The organism is Zymomonas mobilis (assembly GCF_006715975.1).
GTDB classification, from domain to species: Bacteria; Pseudomonadota; Alphaproteobacteria; order Sphingomonadales; family Sphingomonadaceae; genus Zymomonas; species Zymomonas mobilis_B.
The window spans coordinates 820748-836983 of record NZ_VFOF01000001.1 but is presented as its reverse complement, the minus strand read 5'-3'; the positions used below and the strand labels follow the sequence as shown (position 1 = coordinate 836983).

General features: G+C 47.2%; 10 protein-coding genes and 1 tRNA gene. All 11 read right to left on the bottom strand.

Annotation, left to right across the window (positions count from 1 at the left end; genetic code table 11):
• Nucleotides 1-45 precede the first annotated feature (45 nt).
• Nucleotides 46-864, bottom strand: coding sequence for a 3'(2'),5'-bisphosphate nucleotidase CysQ (cysQ, locus tag FBY58_RS03665; RefSeq protein ID WP_141919542.1), 819 nt, complete (start codon nt 862-864; stop codon nt 46-48).
• A 741-nt stretch (nt 865-1605) separates the two neighbouring features.
• Complete coding sequence (gene rpoC / locus FBY58_RS03660) at nt 1606-5781, bottom strand: DNA-directed RNA polymerase subunit beta' (protein ID WP_141919541.1); 4176 nt, start codon at nt 5779-5781, stop codon at nt 1606-1608.
• An 86-nt stretch (nt 5782-5867) separates the two neighbouring features.
• Entirely contained in the window at nt 5868-10040 is a 4173-nt protein-coding gene (gene rpoB / locus FBY58_RS03655; protein ID WP_141920602.1) for a DNA-directed RNA polymerase subunit beta, read from the bottom strand.
• 465 nt (nt 10041-10505) lie between these two features.
• Nucleotides 10506-10877 carry a 50S ribosomal protein L7/L12 gene (gene rplL / locus FBY58_RS03645; protein WP_141919540.1) on the bottom strand — a complete coding sequence of 124 codons (372 nt, stop codon included), beginning with the start codon at nt 10875-10877 and terminating at the stop codon, nt 10506-10508.
• A gap of 57 nt (nt 10878-10934) precedes the next feature.
• The gene (gene rplJ, locus FBY58_RS03640; RefSeq protein WP_141919539.1) at nt 10935-11450 is read right to left on the bottom strand and encodes a 50S ribosomal protein L10; all 516 of its coding nucleotides are present in this window, start codon (nt 11448-11450) and stop codon (nt 10935-10937) included.
• A gap of 269 nt (nt 11451-11719) precedes the next feature.
• Nucleotides 11720-12418, bottom strand: coding sequence for a 50S ribosomal protein L1 (gene rplA / locus FBY58_RS03635; protein ID WP_141919538.1), 699 nt, complete (start codon nt 12416-12418; stop codon nt 11720-11722).
• Between the two features lie 4 nt (nt 12419-12422).
• Nucleotides 12423-12854 carry a 50S ribosomal protein L11 gene (rplK, locus tag FBY58_RS03630; RefSeq protein ID WP_141919537.1) on the bottom strand — a complete coding sequence of 144 codons (432 nt, stop codon included), beginning with the start codon at nt 12852-12854 and terminating at the stop codon, nt 12423-12425.
• An 85-nt stretch (nt 12855-12939) separates the two neighbouring features.
• Nucleotides 12940-13479 (bottom strand): transcription termination/antitermination protein NusG, encoded by a 540-nt coding sequence (nusG, locus tag FBY58_RS03625; RefSeq protein WP_141919536.1) that lies wholly within the window; start codon nt 13477-13479, stop codon nt 12940-12942.
• A gap of 15 nt (nt 13480-13494) precedes the next feature.
• A complete protein-coding gene (secE, locus tag FBY58_RS03620) occupies nt 13495-13692 on the bottom strand; it encodes a preprotein translocase subunit SecE (protein WP_141919535.1) in 198 nt (65 codons plus the stop codon).
• A gap of 100 nt (nt 13693-13792) precedes the next feature.
• Nucleotides 13793-13868 (bottom strand) — tRNA-Trp (locus tag FBY58_RS03615).
• A 282-nt stretch (nt 13869-14150) separates the two neighbouring features.
• Nucleotides 14151-16196, bottom strand: a complete 2046-nt coding sequence (locus FBY58_RS03610) for a M13 family metallopeptidase (protein ID WP_141919534.1) — start codon at nt 16194-16196, stop codon at nt 14151-14153.
• Nucleotides 16197-16236: the final 40 nt, after the last annotated feature.

Sequence of the window (16236 nt, the reverse complement as noted above, 5' to 3'; positions counted from 1 at the left end):
CGGAAATGTATTTTTCCGGCTCTTTTTTAATATTATCTACCTGCTTTATTTCTGAGCCGGTAAGGGTGGCTGCTCTGAACCATAGGCAATAAATCCGGGGTTCTTATAACCGGGCTTCCCATACATCAGATTTTCACCAGTTTCGTCGATGATATTTCCCCCCGCAGCCAAAAGGATGGCATGACCGGCGGCCGTATCCCATTCATGAGTTGGCGATAATCGGGGATAAATATCGGCTTTACCTTCGGCCAATAAGCATAATTTCAAAGAAGAACCGGCTTTAATCCGATCTGCGATAGGTAATTGTTTTAAATATTCTTCAGTTGCCGGATTATTATGAGAAAAAGAAGTCATAACATCCCATTTTTCACCAGCCTGACGAATACCAATACTTGTCCGGTTTTCAATCTGCAAATCCTCGGTGGTATACGCTGCCCATGCGTTCTTTGCCAAAACGTCCCCAACATAAAGACGGTTGATTGCTGGTGCGTAAATTACCCCAAGAATAGGATAAGCTTTCTTTATCAAAGCAATATTAACGGTGAACTCATCACGCTTATTGATAAATTCCTGCGTGCCATCAATGGGGTCAACTAGAAAGAAGCTATCGGTGTTATAGCCTTTTTTAGTTTTGGCATATTCTTCTTCCGCAATTACGGCGACACCCGGTTGCAGCTTTTTCAAACCCTGTAAAATAATCGCTTCAGCTTCGCGGTCAGCCTGCGTTACCGGGCTATCGTCGTCTTTCCTCATCACAGTAAATTCACCATGATAAATCTCGAGAGCTCTTTTTCCGGCCTGTAATGCAATCTGAACTAAACCATCTAATAAAGCAGCTTGCGGCGAAAGTGATGATAAAAGCATAATGTCTCCCATAAGGCGGAAGGCTTTTTATAAAAAACCTTTTCTCTCTATTTAAATCATTTTAGAAATAGATCGTAGTTTTTTTAACGATCCCAAACACAAGCCAGCTAAATGCCTTAAACACTTCATAAAAATCTAAAAAACCCTCGAGCAAAAGTTAATTTTTCTGATACCCAGAAATAATTGTCTTCCTTATATTCATATCCGACAATCAAATTCCAACGATGGGTGTCATGTTATGAATATCTGGCGGGAATCTGTAAAAGCGGCACATCAAGAAGATCGCCTTGAAATAGAAACATTTCTATCGGACTTTTTGCCTAACACTGATTTATAGTTGGTTATTGATGCCCGCGGTAAAGCCATTGGCTTTATGTTATTGATTGAAGCCTTTTTTATAAATCCCTATTTTTTGAGCAAAGTTTTGGGAACCAGTTCGTCTAGCAGGTAATATCTTTATGTGGTGGCATTGCTTCCGTTGATGCCAATCAACAAAATAAAGAGGCTCTCAACTTTTATAAACATCTTGGTTTTATCCTGACAAGTTGATCAGAACTCGACAACCAAGATCGCCCCGCCCCCTTAATTTTTATAAATTTGCCCAATAAAAACTCTAAAATAAAGACCGCCTAAATCTTGGGAGTCAAAGCATTTTCAAACGCATATTTATGATCTCAATGCATAAAAAAAGGCAGCGCTCCGAAAAGCACTGCCTTTTTCAACAGAAAGAATAATTAAAAATTATTCAGCTGCATCCGGTGTTTCGGTCTTGTCGCCATCAAAACTGATCGCAGACGGTTCGAAATCAACGGCCTTGTTAGCAGCGCGTAAAGCGGCATCACGGCTGTTGGCTGTGATCCGAAGACGCTTCATAGCAGCACCCGTACCAGCCGGGATCAAACGACCCACAATGACGTTTTCTTTCAGACCGCTTAAGGTATCGATTTTACCCTGAACAGCGGCTTCGGTCAGAACACGCGTTGTTTCCTGGAAGGATGCGGCAGAAATAAAGCTGCGCGTCTGCAAGGAAGCTTTGGTAATACCCAGCAAGATAGGCATTGCCTGTGCTGGTTCCTGACCATCACTTTCAAGCTTAGCATTAACAGCTTCAAAGTCTTCTTTTTCGACCTGTTCACCCGGCAAGAAGATGCTGTCACCAGCATGAGTAATTTCAACCTTAAGCAGCATCTGACGAACAATCGTTTCGATATGCTTATCGTTGATTTTCACACCCTGCAGACGATAGACTTCCTGAATTTCCGAGACCAGATATTCAGCCAAAGCTTCAACACCCAAAACTTCAAGAATATCATGCGGATCAGGGCTACCGCTGATCAGGTTGTCACCACGTTTAACGTGATCACCTTCCTGCGCATCAATAACCTTGGATTTCGGAACCAGATATTCAATTGCTTCAGAACCATCATCCGGACGGATGATGACTTTGCGTTTTGCCTTGTAATCTTTACCGAATTCGACGCGACCGGATACTTTCGCAATGATCGCATTTTCTTTCGGCTTGCGGGCTTCAAACAGTTCAGCCACACGCGGAAGACCACCGGTAATATCACGGGTCTTGGCAGATTCACGGCTGACACGCGCCAGAACCGTACCGGCCAACACTTCCTGGCCGTCATCAACAGAAATAACCGTTCCTGGTGACAACATGTAACGGGCGGTTTCGCCTGAATCACCATTCATCAAGGTCAAACGTGGACGTAAATCGTCCTTACCACGCGGGGCGCGATATTCGATAACGACACGCTGAGAAATACCGGTAGCTTCATCGACCTGTTCAGTAAGGGTCTGGTTCTCGACCAAATCCTGATACTTAACGATACCAGCGCTTTCCGTGATAACCGGAATGGTAAATGGATCCCATTCAGCCAGACGATCACCCTTCTTGACCATGTCACCATCATCATGAAGGAGATGTGCACCCAACAAGATACGGCTGGAAGCCAGTTCTCGACCATCAGGGCCAACCAAAGCCACTTCACCTGTACGGCTAAGGGCAATCTGTTTGCCTTGCGGATCAATAATCGTGCGAAGATCACGATATTCCAACCGACCATCGGTAACAGCTTCCAAATGGGACTGTTCGTTCAACTGAGCAGCACCACCGATATGGAAGGTACGCATCGTCAGCTGCGTTCCAGGCTCACCGATTGACTGAGCAGCAATAACGCCGACAGCTTCACCCATATTGACCGGCGTACCACGAGCAAGGTCACGACCGTAACAAGCGGCACAAACACCACCATGCGATTCACAGACCAAAGGACTGCGAATTTTAACGGACTGAATACCGATTTCTTCGATGACGGCGATATGGGCTTCATCTAACAGAGTGCCGATCGCGATCGCGATTTTACCATCGGTACCGATGATATCTTCAGCCAAAGTTCGACCCAAGATACGTTCACCCAAGGAAGCAATAACATTACCACCTTGTGTGATTGCCTTCATTTCAAGGGCGCGTTCTGTGCCGCAATCATCTTCAACAACAACACAATCTTGGCTGACGTCAACAAGACGGCGAGTCAGGTAACCAGAGTTAGCCGTTTTCAATGCCGTATCAGCCAGCCCCTTACGGGCACCATGGGTTGAGTTAAAGTATTCAAGGACGGTTAAACCTTCCTTAAAGTTCGAGATGATCGGCGTTTCGATGATTTCACCTGATGGTTTCGCCATCAAACCACGCATACCAGCAAGCTGTTTAATCTGTGCAGCAGAACCACGAGCACCAGAGTGAGCCATCATGTAAATAGCGTTCACTGGCAATTCGCGTCCATCCGGTCCTTTATGAACCATCTGGATTTCTTTCATCATTTCGCCTGCAACACGATCACCACAACGAGACCATGCATCGATGACCTTGTTGTATTTTTCCTGCTGGGTAATCAGACCATCCTGATATTGCTGCTCGAAATCCTGAACAAGACCGCGGGTTTCTTCAACCAAGGCTTCCTTAGCGGCTGGGACAATCATGTCATCCTTACCGAAGGAAATACCTGCCTTACAGGCGTATTTGAAGCCCAGCGACATGATCGCATCAGCAAACAGAACAGTGTCTTTCTGACCGGTATGACGATAAACGGTATCGATAACGTCACCGATATCTTTTTTCGTCAACAGACGGTTGATCGTTTCGAAAGGCACCTTGTAGTTCTGCGGCAAGGTTTCACCCAACAGCATCCGGCCTGGCGTGGTTTCCACCCGTTTCATATAGGGTTCGCCCTGCTCATTGACCTGAGGCACGCGGCTGGTGATTTTGGTATGCAAAGTGACAGCATCGACATTCAATGCCTGATGCACTTCCGTCATATTGGAAAGACGCATCCCCTCGCCCGGTTCATTCTCTTTCGCCATCGAAAGATAATAAATACCGAGAACCATATCCTGTGACGGCACGATGATAGGCTTACCATTTGCCGGTGACAGAATATTGTTGGTCGACATCATCAAAACGCGTGCTTCAAGCTGAGCTTCAAGTGACAGCGGCACATGGACGGCCATCTGGTCACCATCAAAGTCAGCATTGAAGGCGGAGCAGACCAACGGGTGAAGCTGAATAGCCTTACCTTCGATCAAAACCGGTTCAAAAGCCTGAATACCAAGACGATGCAAGGTTGGAGCACGGTTCAACATAACCGGATGTTCGCGGATAACCTCTTCAAGGATATCCCAAACTTCTTTACGCTCTTTTTCGACCCATTTTTTGGCCTGCTTCAAGGTCATTGAAAGACCCTTGGCATCCAAACGCGAATAAATGAACGGCTTGAATAACTCGAGCGCCATCTTCTTCGGCAAACCGCACTGATGCAGTTTCAATTCAGGACCCGTCGTAATAACGGAACGACCCGAATAATCGACGCGCTTACCCAAAAGGTTCTGACGGAAACGTCCCTGCTTACCCTTAAGCATGTCAGAGAGCGATTTCAGAGGCCGTTTATTACCACCCGTAATCGTGCGTCCGCGACGACCGTTATCGAACAACGCATCAACGGCTTCCTGCAACATCCGCTTTTCGTTGCGGACGATGATATCAGGCGCCCGCAGATCCATCAGACGTTTCAGACGGTTGTTACGGTTGATAACGCGACGATAGAGATCGTTCAAATCGGAGGTTGCGAAACGGCCACCATCCAAAGGAACCAAAGGACGCAATTCAGGCGGAATAACCGGAATAACTTCCAAAATCATCCATTCAGGACGGTTTCCGGAATCGATAAAGCTTTCGACGACTTTCAGTCGTTTAATAATCTTTTTCGGTTTTAATTCGGATTTTGTATGCTTCAGTTCTTCAAGCAGATCTTCACGTTCTGTTTCAAGATCCAAGGCTTCCAAAAGCTTTTTAACAGCTTCTGCACCAATACCGGCTGAGAAAGAATCTTCGCCATATTGATCCTGAGCTTCCAGTAATTCATCTTCAGTAAGAAGCTGAAATTTCTTTAAAGGCGTCAGCCCCGGCTCAATAACAATATAGCTTTCGAAATAAAGAACACGTTCCAGCTGCTTCAACTGCATATCAAGCAGAAGACCAATGCGGCTTGGAAGTGATTTCAAAAACCAGATGTGAGCAACTGGCGCAGCCAGTTCGATATGGCCCATCCGCTCGCGACGCACCTTAGAAACGGTGACTTCGACGCCGCATTTTTCGCAAACGATGCCTTTGTATTTCATCCGCTTGTACTTACCGCACAAGCATTCGTAATCTTTTATAGGGCCAAAGATACGGGCACAGAAAAGACCATCACGTTCCGGTTTAAAGGTACGGTAATTGATCGTTTCAGGTTTCTTAATCTCGCCAAAAGACCATGAACGGATCCGCTCGGGAGAGGCCAGACTGATCTGGATATGATCAAAATGCTCTGTACTAGCAAGCGGATTGGCAAAATTAGCTAATTCGTTCATTTTTCATCCCTCAGAAAGGGTCAACAAATAAGAAGGCAGCCTTACGCGGCATGATTAAAAATCATGCCGCATCTTAAAACTGGCCTCTATTCGGCGGCTACCTGAAAACTGTTATCGTCTTCATTCTTTGCCTTCGAGGTTTTCAGCTCGACGTTCAGACCCAGACTATGCATTTCCTTGACAAGCACGTTAAAGCTTTCAGGAATACCAGCTTCGAACGTATCATCACCTTTGACGATAGCTTCGTAAACCTTAGTACGACCGACAACATCATCTGATTTGACGGTCAACATTTCCTGCAAGGTATAAGCAGCACCATAGGCCTGCAATGCCCAGACTTCCATTTCACCAAAGCGCTGACCACCGAACTGTGCTTTACCGCCCAACGGTTGCTGGGTGACAAGACTGTAGGGGCCAATAGAACGGGCATGGATTTTGTCATCAACCAAATGGTGCAATTTCAGCATGTAAATATAGCCGACTGTCACCTTACGGTCGAATTGTTCACCCGTCCGTCCGTCATAAAGCTCAACCTGTCCAGAGTCATCGAGTCCAGCCAAATTCAACATGGCAGAGATGTCTTCTGGCTTGGCACCGTCAAAGACTGGCGTTGCCATCGGCACACCATTTCTTAACAAACCAGCCATTTCGACAATATCTCTATCATCACGGCTTTTGATGTCTTCGGCGTATTTCTCGCCATAGACTTCAATCATCCGTTCTCTGACAGCTTCTGGTGGGGAGAAATCCCATTCATAGCGGTCGGCATTGGCCTCACGCCATTCTTCAAGAGCATTTCTGACCTTCGCTCCAAGACCACGCGCAGCCCAACCTAAATGCGTCTCGAATATCTGTCCGATATTCATACGGCTAGGCACACCTAACGGGTTCAAAACGATATCAACCGGCGTTCCATCAGCCAAGAAAGGCATATCTTCGGCAGGAAGAATACGACTGATAACACCCTTGTTACCATGACGACCGGCCATTTTATCACCAGGCTGAAGCTTACGCTTCACGGCAACAAAGACCTTAACCATTTTCAAGACGCCTGGCGGTAACTCGTCACCACGCTGTGCTTTTTCAACGCGATCTTCAAAGCGTTTACGAATGGCTTCATCGGCACTGTCATACTGGTTCTTAATAGCTTCCAATTCAGCCTGACGGGCATCATCGGCAACAGCAAATTTAAACCATTTATGAGGCTCAACAGAAGCCAGCGTCTCGATATCAATTCTGGCACCCTTGATAATACGCTTATCTGGTGCAGCAGCAACAGTCTGGCCAAGCAGTTTTTCCTGAAGCTGGGCATAGGTTGCCCGATTCAGAATAGCCCGCTCATCTTCACGATCTTTGGTCAGACGTTCGATTTCTTCACGCTCGATAGCCATAGCGCGTTCATCTTTATCAACGCCATGACGGTTAAAGACGCGAACATCGACGATCGTACCAGCCACACCCGGAGGCAGACGCAAAGAAGTGTCACGAACATCAGAGGCTTTTTCACCAAAGATGGCGCGCAGCAGCTTTTCTTCTGGCGTCATCGGGCTTTCACCCTTTGGCGTGATCTTACCGACCAGAATATCGCCTGGCTGAACTTCGGCACCGATGTAAACGATACCAGCTTCATCCAAATTGCGAAGAGCATCTTCACCGACATTCGGAATATCGCGCGTGATATCTTCAGGGCCAAGCTTGGTGTCGCGTGCCATGACTTCGAATTCATCAATATGAATTGAAGTGAAGACGTCGTCCTTAACAATCCGTTCGGAAATCAGAATGGAATCTTCGTAATTGTAACCGTTCCAAGGCATAAACGCGACCAGCACGTTACGGCCTAATGCCAATTCACCCAATTCCGTAGAAGGACCATCAGCCAGAACATCACCGGCATTCACATAATCACCGACGCTGACTAACGGACGCTGATTGATGCAGGTTGACTGGTTGGAACGCTGGAATTTCATCAAGCGATAGATATCGACACCCGGCTTACCGGCTTCGACTTCGCCCGTCGTGCGAATAACAATACGGGAAGCATCTACCTGATCAACGATACCGGCACGGCGAGCAGAAATGGCAGCGCCAGAATCTCTAGCAACAGTTTCTTCCATACCCGTACCAACAAACGGCGCTTCAGCACGTACCAAAGGCACGGCCTGACGTTGCATGTTGGAACCCATCAAGGCGCGGTTAGCATCATCGTTTTCAAGGAACGGAATAAGCGATGCTGCAACAGAAACCAGCTGTTTCGGGCTGACATCCATCAACGTGATCTGCTCACGCGGTGCCATCAAGAATTCACCAGCTTCACGTGCGGAAACCAGCTCTTCAACGAAATGGCCTTCGGCATCTAATTCTGCGTTGGCCTGAGCTACCGTATAACGGCTTTCTTCCATTGCAGAGAGATAGATAACCTCGTTGGTCACCTTGTGATCGATTACCTTACGATAAGGTGTTTCGATAAAGCCATATTTATTAATACGGCTAAAGGTAGCCAATGAGTTGATCAGACCAATGTTCGGGCCTTCAGGCGTTTCAATTGGGCAGATACGGCCATAATGCGTAGGATGAACATCTCGGACTTCAAAGCCGGCACGCTCACGGGTAAGACCACCTGGGCCCAAAGCCGAAACGCGGCGCTTATGCGTCACTTCGGAAAGCGGGTTGGTCTGATCCATAAACTGGGACAGCTGCGAAGAACCGAAGAATTCACGAACAGCCGCAACGGCCGGTTTCGCATTAATCAGATCGTTCGGCATAACAGTCGAAACATCAACGGAAGACATACGCTCTTTAACAGCGCGTTCCATCCGCAACAGACCAACACGATACTGATTTTCTAACAGTTCACCAACTGACCGAACACGACGGTTACCAAGGTTATCGATGTCATCGACTTCACCCTTACCGTCTTTCAGATCAACCAGCGTTTTGACAACGGCCAGAATATCTTCCGCCCGCAACGTTGTGGTGGTGTCTGGGCAGTCAAGGTCAAGGCGCATGTTCAGTTTGACACGACCGACAGCCGACAGGTCATAGCGTTCAGGATCAAAGAACAAGCCATAGAAAAGCGCTTCAGCGGTTTCCTTCGTTGGCGGTTCACCCGGGCGCATCACCCGATAGATTTCAGCCAGAGCATGATCGCGGTCTTCAGCCTTGTCGGCCTTCAACGTGTTGCGGATCCATGGTCCTGTTGAAACATGGTCAATATCAAGAAGCTCGAGCGTCTCAACGCCAGCACTATCAAGTAATTCCAGATTTTCTGGCGTTACTTCGTCTCCAGCTTCAATCCAGATGCGACCCGTTGATTCATCAATGATATCATAGGCTGAATAATGGCCGTAGATTTCTTCGGTCGGAATTAACAGCGTTTCCAAACCATCGCGCCCTGCCTTATTGGCAGCACGAGGAGAAATTTTCTGCCCTGCCGGAAAAACAACTTCGCCGGTATCGCCATTAATAATATCAAAGAATGGCTTACGTCCCCGCCAGCTTTCAGTGACATAGGGAACTTTCCAACCACCATCACCACGAACAAAAGTAATCGTGTTGTAGAAATGATGAAGAATCTGTTCGGCATTCAGACCTAAAGCATAAAGCAGGCTCGTAACCGGTAATTTGCGCTTACGGTCAATACGAACATTGACGATATCTTTCGCGTCAAATTCGAAATCCAACCATGACCCGCGGTAAGGGATAACACGCGCAGCAAACAGGAATTTACCGGAAGAATGGGTTTTGCCTTTGTCATGGTCAAACAGAACACCGGGACTACGATGCATCTGGCTGACAATAACACGCTCAGTACCATTGATGAAAAAGGTACCATTACGCGTCATGAGCGGCATATCGCCCATGTAGACATCCTGTTCTTTAATATCGAGAACAGAACGTGTTTCTGTGTCAGGATCGACTTCGAAAACGATCAGACGCAAGGTGACCCGCATTGGGGCAGCATAGGTGATGCCCCGCTGACGGCATTCGTCAACGTCAAACTTCGGTTCTTCTAACTCATACTGGACAAAATCCAGCTCCGCGACACCGCCGAAATCGCGGATCGGGAAAACAGAACGCAGGGTTTTTTCTAAACCCGAAACATATCCGTCTTGAGGACGTGAACGCAAAAAGTTTTCGTAACTATCACGCTGAACTTCAATAAGGTTTGGCATATCCACAACTTCATGGATATTACCAAACATCTTGCGAATACGTTTTTTTACACTCGCGTGGCCGATAGCAGATGCCTTGGTCGCCATATAATCCTCACGCTTCACAACCAGCCGCCCTTTCGGGCAGATTACTGCCGATAAAAAATTCTTGTTCTAAACTGAATAAAAATATTTACCGGTTTTGGCCGAATGCCTTATGCACATTACTATAGACAACAAAAAGCCGCGACACATCTTTGGTATCGCAGCTGTCAGCGTCATATTCCTGATGTTTTCTATTCTTAGATCCCTGCGCAAGTTGGATCCTGTCCCGAAAAACAAGCAGGTAGCCTTTCCTTGTTAGGGCATAGGCTATGCGTATGCTTTTAATATAGGGATAGTGTTGGAGATTGTCGAGGGGCAAAAGACCAATTTCTCAAAAATTGATCCAGCAGTATTTCTCTTATCTAACCAAGAGGCATCGATGCCGTCTCAGAATACAATTTATGAAATTAAATATAAAAAAAGGCGGCCATAAAGACCGCCTTTTTTACCAAAGAAGCTAAATAAAGCTTACTTCAGTTCAACCGTTGCACCGGCTGCTTCAAGCTGCTTTTTCAGCTTTTCGGCTTCGTCTTTAGCGATGCCTTCTTTGACGGGCTTCGGAGCACCTTCAACAAGGGCTTTAGCGTCCGTCAGGCCCAGACCGGTGATGGCGCGGATTTCTTTAATGACGTTGATTTTCTTGCCACCGTCGCCGGTGAGAATGACGTCGAATTCGCTCTTTTCTTCAGCGGCAGCACCACCGGCAGCAGCCGGAGCAGCAACTGCAACAGCTGCAGAAGCGGAAACGCCCCATTTTTCTTCCAACAGCTTGGAAAGTTCAGCTGCTTCGAGAACGGTCAGCGCAGACAAATCTTCAACGATTTTTTCTAAATCAGCCATGATTAACTCCGTAACGGGATAACATATCCCGTGGTTTCAGTTGTTTACTCAAAAAAATTAGGCTGCGTCTTTGGCAGCATATGCACCAAATACACGAGCAAGCTGTCCGGCCGGAGCCTGAATGGTCCGCGCGATTTTGGTTGCAGGTGCACTGATGAGACCCACAATTTTGCCACGCAGTTCGTCCAGAGACGGCAGTTCAGCTAATGCCTGCACACCAGCAACGTCGAGAAGGGTCGTTCCCATGACCGCACCGACGATTTCCAACTTTTTGTTGGTCTTCGCAAATTCGACAGCTACCTTTGCAGCAGCTACCGGATCGGGGGACGTGGCAATTGCCGTTGGTCCTGTCAGCAAATCGCTGAGAGAAGCCTGCGGCGTTCCTTCGACTGCAATGCGGGCGAGCTTGTTCTTAGCTACTTTGAAGCTAGCACCGGCTTCGCGCATTTTTGACCGCAGCACAGTGGACTGTGCAACTGTCAGACCGAGATTGCGGGTGACAACAATGACACCTGCTTCGGCAAACGCACTTTTAAGACCGGCAACCAGCTCAACTTTTTGAGCTCGTTCCATGCCTCACTCCTTATACGTTACCTTAATGACCATCCATTAAGGCATTAAAGCTCTCAGATAAAATACGCTATCTGATTACTTTTGTCCGTGGGGCTCGGCAACCGAACATTGTTTTCACAAGCCGGTAAACACTGAAACCCCGTCTATGCGGGCGATTAAGATAGAGTAACTATCTCCCGCAGTCTCGGACGGCACTGGTTCCGGACAGGAAGCCCATCCGGAACAAACTTTAAATGCGAACAGGTCTTTAATTAAAGACTTGTAAAAGATCAAGCCGCTGCGGGAAGATCTGCAATATCAATGCTAAGACCCGGGCCCATCGTCGAAGAAATAGAAACTTTCTTCATGTAACGACCCTTGGCGCCAGTCGGTTTAGCTTTCAAAAGTGCATCGATCAGAGCATCGAAATTGGTACGGATATCTTCAGCTGAAAAGCTAGCCTTACCAATGCCACTGTGAATGATACCGGTACGGTCAACGCGATATTCAACCTGACCGCCTTTGGCTGCTTTCACAGCTTCGGTAACATTCATCGTAACCGTACCCAGTTTCGGGTTCGGCATCATGCCTTTTGGGCCAAGAATTTTACCGAGACGACCAACAACACCCATCATGTCCGGCGTTGCAATGCAACGATCGAAATCAATGGTGCCATCCTGAATGGCTTCCATGAGGTCTTCTGCGCCAACAACTTCTGCACCAGCAGCCTTGGCTTCTTCAGCCTTGGGACCACGAGCAAAAACACCAACGCGAACATTCTTACCCGTGCCCTTAGGCAGGGTAACAACACCACGAACCATCTGATCAGCATGACGCGGATCAACACCGAGGTTAATCGCCAATTCAATGGTTTCATCGAATTTGGAAGTAGCATATTCGCGAACGATCGCGATAGCTTCGGCTACGGTGTAAAGCTTGTTCTTGTCGACAGCGGCCGCAATGGCTTTTGCTTTTTTCGAAATAGCCATGTGATTAGCCCTCCACCACTTCGAGGCCCATTGCACGGGCAGAACCTTCGATGATACGCGTTGCAGCGTCAATATCATTGGCGTTAAGATCTGGCATCTTCGTGTTAGCGATTTCGACAATCTGCGAACGCTTGATCTTACCAGCAACCGCTTTACCAGGTTCTTTTGAACCAGATTTCAGGTTCAATGCCTTTTTCAAAAGGAAAGAAACCGGAGGCATCTTGCTTTCGAAAGAGAAAGAACGGTCAGCGTAAACCGTAATGATGGTTGGCAGTGGGGTGCCCGGTTCCATGCCCTGCGATTTGGCATTAAACGCCTTGCAGAATTCCATGATGTTGACACCGCGCTGACCTAAGGCCGGACCGATTGGCGGACTTGGGTTAGCTTTACCTGCCGGCACTTGCAGCTTGATATAGCCGGTAATCTTTTTTGCCATTTTATCACCCTTTTCAGGTTAAGCGGTTAACGATGACCCCCATGGTCATCTCCCGCACAGGTTTTAAAATAAAAACCTGAATTGTTTATTCGGCGCGTTCAACCTGTTCGAATTCGAGTTCGACCGGCGTTGCACGACCAAAAATAGAGACAGAAACTTTTACTCTGGCACGATCAAAGTCGAGATCTTCAACAACGCCATTAAAGCTGGCGAAGGGACCTTCCAGAACTTTAACCTGATCACCAATTTCAAAGTCAATTTTAATTTGTGATTTTTTGCCCGCGACTTCGGCTTCGGCCTTACGGTTAAGAATATGCTCGGCTTCAGCATCACTAATCGGCTGAGGCTTACCCGCGAAGCCTAGAAACCCAGTAACTTTGGGAGTATTTTTTACCAAATGATAAACGTCTTCGTTCATATTCAGCTTAGCGAGGACGTATCCCGGGAAGCATTTCCGTTCAACAGCTACTTTTTTACCACGACGAACTTCTACAGCCTGTTCTGTCGGGACTTCAATAGCTTCCACCAACGGCTCAAGGCCAAGGCGTTCTGCTTCAGCAGCAACGGCTTCTTTGACTTTATTTTCAAAACCGGAATAAGCGTGAATAATGTACCAGCGAGACATGAAACCCAAAATCCTTTAAGCCAGAAGCGACAAGAGAAGTCGAACAACATGGCTGAAAGCAGCGTCGACAGCAAAGAAAAAGACACCAAGCATAATTGCCATGATGGCAACCATAACAGCGGTCATGACCGTCTCACGTCTGCTTGGCCATACTACTTTAGCAGTTTCGGCCCGAACCTGCCGAAAGAATTCGGCCGGTGTTATTTTGGCCATGCATGCCTCCAGGCTGAAAATCTGTTTATTGACGCATTTGGCTAGATTTTCAAATCAGCCTTGCCTAAATTTTGTCACGTTACCTAAGACTACCGAAAAATGGCAGGAGCGGAGGGACTCGAACCCACGGCCCTCGGTTTTGGAGACCGATGCTCTACCAACTGAGCTACACTCCTACGGTAACGGAGGTCGCGTTAATAACCGGATGAAATAATAAAAGCAAGGGGATATTCACAAAATCCCTGTCAAATTATTATCCAGCCCACCGTAAAAAGGATAGCTATTATGATTTTGCTATCCCTAGTATGGCTAACACTCGATCATCAGAAACGATATAACCGTGGATAGCAAGATTTTTCCAACTTTATCGAGGTAATTTTTTAGCATCCTCAAGCAAACATAAAAGGGTCGATACTTTGCAGCACCGACCCTTTGTTATTCATAAATTGTCGAAAAAATTACCAAATGCGGATACGATCTTTCGGGCTAAGATACAGCTTGCTGCCTTCTTTGACATTAAAGCTGTTATACCACGGATCAAGATTCCGTACAGTCGCCACACGGTATTGAGATGGAGAATGCGGATCAGTCAAAAGCTGACGACGTTCAGCCGCCTCACGCTGTTTCACCCGCCAGACCTGAGCCCAGCCCAGATAGAAGCGCTGATCGCCAGACAGACCGTCAAGGATAGGCGCAATCTGGTTACCAAGGCTGGCATGATAAGCATCATAAGACAGGGTCAAACCAGCAAGATCGGCAATATTCTCACCCAAAGTCAAACGACCCTGTACATGGAAGCCTGGGATGGGTTCATACTGGTCGTATTGCTTGGCGAGCTTGTCCGTCAACGCATTGAAATTAGCCACATCTGAAGGCAACCACCAGTCAGCCAATGCACCTTTTTCGTTGTATTTCGCACCTTGGTCATCAAAGTGATGGCTCAATTCATGACCGATAACCGAACCGATGCCACCGTAATTGATTGCGGGATCAGCATTAGGATCAAAGAAAGGCGGCTGCAAAATAGCGGCTGGGAAGACTATTTCGTTCATCGTCGGGTTCGCATAGGCATTGATGGTCATGGGCGTCATTTCCCACGCACCACGGTCAACCGGTTTACCTAGCTTTGACAGATTATACTGATACTCGAACGCATTTGACCGTCTAACATTACCAGCCAGATCATCACGAATAATGGCTAAACCGGTATAGTCACGCCATTTATCAGGATAACCAATTTTCGGCGTGAAAGAGGCCATTTTCAAATGGGCTCTTTTCTTCGATTCTGGCGACATCCATGTCAGATTATCAATCCGACGTTCCATAGCTGCCATAATATTCTTAACGAGCTGATCGGCTGCGGCTTTAGTTTCTGGCGGGAAGTAACGCGCGACATAGATTTTACCGATATCTTCACCCAAGGCTGTATCGACAAGACCCGTTGCTTTTTTCCAGCGAGGCTGATCTTTTGGCTGTCCGGTCAAAGCCGTCCCATAAAAAGCGAAATGGGCATCAGAGAAAGGCTGTGACAGATAAGGAGACATCTGATCCAGAAGCCGAACCAGCAAATAATCTTTCAACGTCTGAAGCGGCGTTTTTGAAATATTCAGCGCCATGCCTGCGAAGGCACTGGGTTCACCGACCAAAAATTCTGACTGCGTATTGATGTGCGCTGCCGTCAGGAAAGCATTCCAGTCAAAATTCGGAGCCTGCTTTGCAAAATCAGCCCGCTGCCATTTGTTATAGGTGCGGTCGATATTGCGAAGGTCTGCCCTCGCCCATTGCACAGTTGCTAGATTGGTTTCAAAGGCCATAAGGTTAGCCGCACGCTGTTCTGCGTAAGCTTCACCAGCCAATTTCAACAATGTCGTCAAATAGCTTACATAAGCCTGACGCACCGTTTCTAATTTGGGATCTTTATTCAGATAATAATCACGGTCAGGCAAGCCGAGACCAGATTGCTGAAAATTAATGATATACTGATCAGGAAGACGGTTATCTTGCTCAACAGCGAAGGCAAAAGGCGCATCCACACCCGTTTGCAACATTGCGCCCATCTGGCGTGCAAAGTCATGCTGGTTTTTTAAGGCTTTAATCGTGCTGATTGTCGATTTTAAAGGGCTCAATCCCTTCAAATTAACCGTCTTTTCGTCCATGTAGCTGGCGTAAAGATCACCGCTTTTATTGCCAGGCGTCTTAACAGCTTCATCCAGAATGTCTTTCATCCGCTGGGTAGAAAGATCGGCTAACTTCGTAAACATACCATAGCGAGCACGGTCTTCAGGAATAGGGGTATTCTGATCCCATCCACCATTTGCGAAATCATAAAAGCTATCGCCCGGATTAACCGAACGATTCATACCGTTTTCATCGAAACCGAACAGGCCGATTTCCGGTTTACTCGGCAAAAGCTTCTCTCCAGCAGCCAAAGCTGGAGCGGCGACCGATGCCATAGCAACTATTGCAATGCATGCACGTCCGACAGAAAAACGAGGATGTTTCACAAAAAACCTTCCTTAAGAAAACCAGACCATTGTCTTTTCT